A 6,560-nucleotide genomic window follows, 5' to 3' on the forward strand; every position below is an offset into this window, starting at 1 on the left:
GGTGGCTTTGGGGGGGGCCGCGGGGGACGCCCCCCGGGGGCGCGGGGGGGCGCCGGCGGTGGCGCGGCCGGGCCCGCCGCGTCCGGGGCGCCAACCCGACGGCGGGCCTCATCGGTTCGGCCGCCCGCACGGCCCGTGCCGCCCAACCGCCCATCGCCACCAACGCGAGCGCCGAACTGCCGTACTGCAACGCCTCGTACACCGGGACGCCGGCCACCCGCCGGTCCAGGACGGGCAGCAGCCGGACACCCAGCCGGCCCCCGTGCGTGAACGCGTCCCAGCCGACGTGGGTGGCCGCGCCGATCGCCGCCGACGCCACGAACCAGGCGGCACCCGCGCCCGTGCCCGCACCCGCGTCCATCCCTGCCCCCGCCCCGGCACCGACCCGCCGGACCGTCAGCGCCTCGGCACCGCCCGCCCACCGCTCGGGCAGCAGCGCCACCAGCGGCCCCCGCAGCAGCCCGTGCCAACCGGCCACCAGCGCGCCGGCGATCGCCACGTCCAGCGTCGGCACCGCCCACCAGCGGTGCGTCAGCCCGCCGTGGCCGTACACCCCGGGCAGCAGGGACTCGGCGAAGAACGGCACGTCCGGCGCCATCGACCCGGCGACCAGCGCCGACGCCACCAACGGCCCGCGCACCCCGGCGCGGCGCAGCAGGGGCAGGACGGCGGCGGGGTGGCTCAGGGTGAACGGCATGCCCCCATCCTCGCGCCCGCACCGACGGCCCCGCGAACCCGGCCCGACGGACCACCGGGCCGGTGCCCCCTCTCCCGGTCCCCGAGCACCCCGGCCCCGAGCACCTCAGCCCCGAGCACCCCCGCCCCCCCGGAAGCCCGAGAGCCGGAGAACCCCGGCCCGCCGAGAGCCCCGGCCCGCCGAGAGCCCCGGCCCGCCGAGAGCTCCAGCCCCGAGAGCCGGCACCCGAGAGCCGGCGACCCGGCTACGCCGCGTCCGCCGTGCTGGCCAGCCCGACGGCCACCCGGCACCCCGCCTCCAGGTACCGAAGCTCGCCGATCCGCCGGGCCTCCAGCGCCGCCGCAAGGCGCCGGTACCGGCTCGGGGGCAGCAGTTCCGCCGCCTCGTCCAGCGTGACGAAGCGCCAGCTGCGCAGTTCCTCCTGCTGCAGCAGGAGGTTCCGGCGGCCCTCCTCGTCCAGCAGGCCGCCGTCGTACATCAGCCGCAGGCCGCCCCGGCGAGGGCCGGTGCGCGGCTCCCAGTCGACGGCGAGCAGGCGCAGTCCGGACGGGTCGAGGCGCAGGCCCAGCTCTTCGGCGGTCTCGCGCAGGGCGGCGTCGGTGGGCGCCTCGCCGCGTTCGACCACGCCTCCGGGGAAGTCCCAGTCGGGCTTGTAGACGGGGTCGACGAGCAGGACGCGTTCCTGCTCGTCGAAGAACAGGACGGCGGAGGCGACGGTGTCGCCGGTCGGGTCCGGGCTCTGGACGATCGGGCAGCGCGCGGCGCCGACCCGGACCAGTTCGGCGATCCGCAGCGCGGTCTCCCGGGGTGTGAGCCCGCTGGTGTCGACCATCCGGGCGTCGCCGACCAGCCAGCGACGGGCGGCGCGGTAGCGGGGCAGGTGTTCGAGGCACCAGGTGCGGACCCGCTCGCTGGCCTCCGGATCGCCCGGGCACTCCTCGCGGTGCGCGATGCGCTCACGCAGGATCGTTTCTTCTGGGTCCAGCACGAAGTGGTGCACCGTGATCCCGTGGGAGGCGAGGTCACCGAAGATCTCGTCCCGGTAGTCCTCTCTGAGCAGCGTCATCGGGACCACCAGCGGGCCCCCGACCTCGCTGAGCAGCGCCGCCGCCGTCTCGGGGACCAGGCGGCGCCAGGCCGCCAGGTCCTGGAAGTCGGACACCGTCGCCAGCCGGTCGGCCGGCAGCATCCGGCGCAGGCCGAAGCCCACCAGCTCGGGATCGAAGAGCACGCTCCCGGGCAGCATTTCCACCAGCTCGCGGCAGGCACTCGTCTTGCCCGCCCCGAATGTGCCATTGACCCAGACGATCACAACGTCCCCTGCCCCTCGACTTCCCCCGATGCCGTTCGCACCGGGCAGCGCCCCCGTCGGCTGAACCAGCGCCACCCGTGGTGGTACCCGCGCCACGCCGCTCCCCATACCTCCCCGCCGCGCCCGCCCGCGCGCCCCGGTCTGCCCCGTGACAGGGGCATGTGCCCAGGCCAGGCGCTCACAGTCGAAAATATACAGACCGGTCTACATCAAAATTGCACCCCTTCACCACTGGTAACGCACAGGACATCGGGTGGGCCGACTTCCCGCGCACGCCCACCCGTACGCCGTTCACGCCCCCGGCCACACGCTGCTCACGCCCCCCAACCGCCCGCGCCCCCACCCGGTACCCGGCCTTCCCACCCGTCAGCCCGGTCCACTCGTCCAGCCGTCCCGGCGCCGCCGCACGCTTGCGCCGCACGCACCCCGGCGCGTACAGAGGAACGATGAAACTGCTGCCCGTCGGCCGAGTCGTCGTCATCGGATCGGTCAACACCGACCGGATCCTCCGCTGCCCGGTGCTCCCCTCCCCGGGCGAGACCGTCCTCGCCACCGCCGCCACCCAGGGCTTCGGCGGCAAGGGCGCCAACCAGGCGGTGGCCGCGGCCCGGATGGGGGCGGCGACGCACCTGGTCGCCAAGATCGGGTGCGACGCCGACGGAACAGCGGCGCTCGCCGATCTGCACGGCGCGGAGGTCGAGACGGGCGCCGTCCTCACGCACCCCGACGCGCCCACCGGTCAGGCGATCGTCATGGTCGACCCGTCCGGCGAGAACAGCATCGTCGTCGTCCCCGGAGCCAACGCCCACCTGACGCCGGACGAGGTCACCGCCGCCCTGGCCCGGCTCCACCTGCTCCCCGTCGACGTGGTCCTCACCAGCAACGAGGTCCCCGAGGAATGCATCCGCGCCACCGCCGCCGCGCTGCCCGCCGCGGGCCCCTCCGGCGGCACCCGCTGGCTGCACAACACCGCCCCCGCCGGTGCCCTGCCGGACGCCGGGCCGGCCGGGCGCCGCCCGCTGGTCGTCGCCAACGCCGTCGAGGCCCGCCAGCTCACCGGCGCCGACGACCTCGCCGAGGCAGCCCGGGCGCTGGCCGCCCACGCGGAGGGCGTCGTGATCACGCTCGGCGGGGACGGCGCCTTGGTCGCCGTCGACGGAGGACTGCGCAGGCTGCCCGCCCCCGCCGTCCGGGTGGTCGACACCACCGGGGCGGGCGACGTCTTCTGCGGCGCCCTCGCCGCCGGACTCGCCCGGGGCGCCGACCTCCCCGCCGCGGCCGCCACCGCCGTCGCCGCCGGGGCCTTCGCCGTCACCGCCCTCGGCGCCCGCGGTGCCCTCCCCCGCCCGACGGACCTCTGACCACCCGCCGGACGGCCGCGCACCGAACGGCCGCGCGCCGGACAGCCGTGCACCGAGCCGTCACCCACCGAGCCGCCGCGCACCGAACGGCCGGCCGCCGGGCACAACGGCACACGTCGGAGGCGCCGACCCCACCGGGCGCCCCCGACGTGCGGACCTACGGACGCGCTACGGCCGCCCCATGTACGACGGGTAGTAGCCGCTGCTGATCCGCGAGATCCGGATGTTGGTCCCCGGCCGCGCGGCCTCGACGTACTGGTTGTCGCCCAGGTAGATCGCCACGTGCTGGATGCCCCGGGCGGTCCCGTCGGGCGACCAGAACAGCAGGTCACCGCGGCGCAGCTGGCTTGCCCTGATCGGCGTGGTCGCCGCGTACTGGTCGTTGGCGACGCGCGGCAGGCTGATGCCGCCCCGCTTGAAGGACTGCTGCACCAGGCCCGAGCAGTCGTACCCGTCCGGCCCGTTGCCCGCCGTCCGGAACGGCTTGCCCAGTTGGGCGAGCGCGAACTCCACGGCGGACTCGACGTCCTGGTCCTCGGCGACCGAGCCGCCGGAGGAGCCCGAGGAGCCCGAGGACGAGGAGCCGCCCCCGGTCCGCTCCAGGTAGATGTCGTAGTGCGAGGTCCAGCGCCACTCGCCCTTGCTGTTGCGGAACCAGTACCGCGACCCGTCCCACCCCTGCTTGATCCCCCCGTCTGATTTCGCGCCGCCCGACGGCTTCGCCGAGGACTTCGCCCCGCCGGTCCGGGCCAGGTAGACGTCGTAGTGCGAGGTCCAGCGCCACTGCCCCTGGCTGTTCTTGAACCAGTACCGCGAGCCGTCCCACCCGGCGTGCGCCGGCGCGGACTCGGCCGCCGCGGGGGTGGCGCCGGTACCGAGGCCGACCACACCCGCTCCGGTCGCGATCACGGCCACCATGCCTATCCCCCGGCGCAGCCGGGCGGCCCGGGACGGACGGGAGGAGCGGGCGGTGGCGGCGTTCTGCTGCCCGGTCGGTTCGGCGGCGGCATCCGGCGCGCCGGTGTTGACGGTGGTCATCCCTACTGACTTCCTTCACTGCTGCGAATCGCTGCGGATCGCTGCGAACTGCCGCCCGACGGGCGGCTGCGGACCTGCTTCGAACCCGCCGTCCGCCCCGGCGACGCCGGTACGGACGACTCGGCAGATCCCCGCCCGACACGTCGCGGCCTCCGGCCGTGCGACCTGAGGCCGCGACGTGTCACCCGGGGATTCGGTTCTGCCTGCGTGTCACGTTAGGCACGCGTCCGCTCACGGCGCGCAGTGGAGTGCGCCAATGGAAGGGTCACGGGCGGTGAGCACCGACGGCGCATCAGGGTGAGAGCCCGTCACCGCGGGGTGGCCCGACGCCCCCTCATCACCGGCCGTCCGCCTCCGCCAGCAGCTGCTTCTTCAGCACCTTTCCCAGTGCGTTCCTGGGCAGTTCGGGCACCAGCACGACCCGGCGCGGCCGCTTGTGCACCGAGAGGCGCTCCGCCACAAAGGCCGTCAGCTGGTCGCCCGTCACGGCGCCGTCCGGGATCACGTACGCGACGATCGCCTGTCCGAGGTCCTCGTCCGGCACGCCGACCACCGCCGCGTCGGCGACCGACGGGTGGTCGCGCAGCGCGGCCTCCACCTCGCCCGCGCCGATCCGGTAGCCGCCGCTCTTGATCAGGTCCACCGAGGCCCGGCCGACGATCCGGTGGAAGCCGTCCGCCCCGATCACCGCGACGTCCCCGGTGCGGAACCAGCCGTCCGCCGTCCAGGCCTCGGCGTCGGCATCCGGCCGGTTGAGGTAGCCGCTGAACAGCGTCGGGCCGGAGACCTGCAGCTCACCGACGCTCTCCCCGTCGTACGGCACCGGCGCGCCGTCCTCGCCGACCAGCCGGGTGCGCACCCCGTCCAGCGGCAGGCCGACGCTGCCGGGCCGCCGCTCGCCGTCCGCCCGGGTGCTGACGGTGATCAGCGACTCGGTCATCCCGTAGCGCTCGATCGGGGCGTGCCCGGTGAGCGCGGCCAGCTTCTCGAACACCGGTACCGGCAGCGGCGCGCTGCCGGAGACCAGCAGCCGGGCCGAGGCCAGCCGGGCCGCCGCCTCCGGGTCCGCAGCCACCCGGGACCAGACGGTTGGCACCCCGAAGTACAGGCTGCCGCCGGCCGCCGCGTACCCGGCCGGGGTGGGCCGCCCGGTGTGCACCAGACGGCTGCCGGTGCGCAGGGCGCCGAGCACGCCGAGCAGCAGACCGTGCACGTGGAACAGCGGCAGACCGTGCGCGAGGGTGTCCCCGGCGGTCCACTCCCAGGCCGCCGCCAGGGCGTCCAGGTCGGCGGCGATCGCCTCGCGCCGGATCACGGCGCCCTTGGGCGCCCCGGTGGTGCCCGAGGTGTAGAGCACGAAGCCGGTCGAGTCCGCGGCCGGCTCGGCGTACGTGGTGGCGGAGCGCTCCAACGGATCGACCGGCAGCCCCGCCACCGGAGTGCCCTCGGGCAGCGCCTCGCCGGCGGCGTGCGCCAGCAGTACCGCGCCCGAGTCACGCAGGATGTGCTCCCGCTCCTTCGGCCCCGAGTCGGGTGGCAGCGGCACCACCGGGACGCCCGCCAGCAGTCCGCCGACCACGGCGGTGACCGTCTCGACGGTGGGCCGGGCGAGCACCGCCAGCGCGGGCGCACCGGCGACCCGGTCCGCGACGGCGGTCGCCGCCCCCAGCAGTTCCTCCCGGGAGAGCGCCCGGCCGTCGATCCGCAGCGCATCCGCAGCGTCGCCGAAACCGCCCTGAAGTGCCGTCAGCAGTGCCATGCCACCGTCCTCGCCCTCGTCCCGCGCCCTCGCGCGGCGCTTCTCACGTCACCCGACCGGGTCATGAGCGCGGCTCATGACCCGTCATCATGCGTGCGGCTCATGCCCCACGCCCCGCGCGCACGTCATGCGTGCACCTCATGGGCATCAGCCCATGCGCGCGCCTCATGAGGGCCGCCCATGAGGATCGCTCATGCCCACACGCCGACATGCGACTGCGGCTCATGCATGCACGTCGTACCCGTCGTGCGCTCGCGCCGACTCTACGGGCCGCCGCCGGGCCGACCGTGCTCCGGGGACGACGGAGGGCGTGGCACCGGCTGTCCGGTGCCCCGCCCGACGGGCCTTGCGGGGGATGATGCCGTGGGGGCCTTACCCGCGGCGGTGTGCGTC

Annotated in this window: 5 protein-coding genes; 1 reads left to right on the top strand and 4 read right to left on the bottom strand. The window is 75.5% G+C overall.

The genetic code is table 11. From position 1 onward, the window contains the following. A partial coding sequence (locus tag ACFQ6N_RS39765; protein WP_380659046.1) for a DUF4184 family protein occupies nt 1-697 on the bottom strand: 697 nt, incomplete at its 3' end. Between the two features lie 244 nt (nt 698-941). Further along, a complete protein-coding gene (locus ACFQ6N_RS39770) occupies nt 942-2,009 on the bottom strand; it encodes an NUDIX domain-containing protein (RefSeq protein WP_380659047.1) in 1,068 nt (355 codons plus the stop codon). A 446-nt stretch (nt 2,010-2,455) separates the two neighbouring features. Between ACFQ6N_RS39770 and ACFQ6N_RS39775 the strand changes: the two genes are divergently transcribed. After that, nucleotides 2,456-3,370, top strand: a complete 915-nt coding sequence (locus ACFQ6N_RS39775; protein ID WP_380659048.1) for a PfkB family carbohydrate kinase — start codon at nt 2,456-2,458, stop codon at nt 3,368-3,370. A 168-nt stretch (nt 3,371-3,538) separates the two neighbouring features. Here the strand turns inward: ACFQ6N_RS39775 and ACFQ6N_RS39780 are convergent, their stop codons facing one another. Together ACFQ6N_RS39780 and ACFQ6N_RS39785 are read right to left on the bottom strand one after the other, a co-directional pair. Beyond that, entirely contained in the window at nt 3,539-4,408 is an 870-nt protein-coding gene (locus tag ACFQ6N_RS39780; RefSeq protein WP_380659049.1) for a C40 family peptidase, read from the bottom strand. Between the two features lie 337 nt (nt 4,409-4,745). Next, nucleotides 4,746-6,167, bottom strand: coding sequence for an acyl-CoA synthetase (locus ACFQ6N_RS39785; RefSeq protein WP_380659050.1), 1,422 nt, complete (start codon nt 6,165-6,167; stop codon nt 4,746-4,748). Nucleotides 6,168-6,560: the final 393 nt, after the last annotated feature.

The organism is Kitasatospora sp. NPDC056446, from assembly GCF_042796115.1.
Classification (GTDB): Bacteria; Actinomycetota; Actinomycetes; order Streptomycetales; family Streptomycetaceae; genus Kitasatospora.